Origin of the sequence: Klebsiella sp. 28 (assembly GCF_018223905.1) — a bacterium.
Classification (GTDB): Bacteria; Pseudomonadota; Gammaproteobacteria; order Enterobacterales; family Enterobacteriaceae; genus Klebsiella; species Klebsiella pneumoniae.
The window spans coordinates 1-1,174 of record NZ_JAGRQY010000157.1; the positions used below are offsets into that span (position 1 = coordinate 1).

The 1,174-nt window shown below is 49.5% G+C and carries 2 protein-coding genes; both read left to right on the forward strand.

What is annotated here, in order from left to right:
• The first annotated feature begins 74 nt into the window (after nt 1–74).
• A complete protein-coding gene (locus KHQ28_RS23145; protein WP_015065550.1) occupies nt 75–626 on the forward strand; it encodes a phospholipase D family protein in 552 nt (183 codons plus the stop codon).
• 135 nt (nt 627–761) lie between these two features.
• A complete protein-coding gene (locus tag KHQ28_RS23150) occupies nt 762–1,031 on the forward strand; it encodes a replication regulatory protein RepA (RefSeq protein ID WP_022631531.1) in 270 nt (89 codons plus the stop codon).
• Nucleotides 1,032–1,174 lie beyond the last annotated feature (143 nt).

Here is a 1,174-nt window from a genome sequence, read left to right on the forward strand (position 1 = left end):
CGGGAACGGGGAAAAGCCAGTTTCCCCGCTCCCGGCGTTTCTTAAACACCCGTTAAGGAAATACTGTGAAAAAAATGAACCGTACGCTCCGCAGATGTTGTCTGTCCGGGCTTATCAGCCTGTCTTTGTTTGCACCAGTTCCGGCCGTGTATGCCGCCAGCATCGAGACGGGGTATTCGCCGGAAGGAACGGCTCTGCAGCTGGTCCTGAAGACTATTAATTCTGCACAGCAGGAAATCCGGCTGATGGGCTATTCCTTCACCTCACCCGAAGTCGCCGGCGCGCTTGTCAGGGCAAAACAGCGTGGTCTCGATGTGAAAGTGGTTCTGGACTGGAAAGCCAATACAGGCAGGCAAAACAAGGCGAGTCTGGCGGCCATGAATCTTCTGGTCAATGCCGGTATCCCGGTTCGCACAGTGTCGCAGTACAAAATCATGCACGATAAAGTCATTATTGCTGACGGCCGTAATGTTGAAGTGGGGTCTTTTAACTACACTCGAGCCGCTGATCGGTTCAATTCAGAGAACGTGCTAGTCGTGTGGGATGAACCAGTCGTTGCTCAACGCTATCTCCAGCACTGGCAAACTCGGTGGGAGATGGGAAAAGACTGGAGTTCCTCGTATTAACCTCCTCGCTCAATAGCCTGCTCATTGCGCCAACAAGGGCAGGTTATATAACAAAAAATAACGTAACTCTCGCTGCATCCAGCGACGTGTAGTATCTTTGTTCAAGTATTCAGTTATATGCTTGAGGAGGCAGAGATGTCACAGGTCGTTAACGGAGTTACTTCCTCATCTAAACGTCCCTATAGGAAGGGCAACCCTGTTTCTGCGGCAGAACGTCAGCAGAAAGCTGTTGCCCGAAAAAAAGCGACGCACAAAGAGGTGAGAGTATTTGTGCGGGACAAGCTTAAAAACCAGCTTCAAATCATGTGTGAGAATGAAGGAATTACTCAGGCAGCAATGATTGAGAGGCTGATTGAAAGGGAATCTGCGAAACTAGGAATCGACGTAACGACGTCACATTCTTGATCATGCCTGCTATGAGTGCTAGATTACTGAACGTTTAGAATTCTTGGCTGGCCACACCATAAGGTGGCAGGGAGCTGGTTTTGTGGATGTTTACCCGGAACCAGAAAGTAAAAACCCCGATAATCTTCTTCAATCTTGGCGGA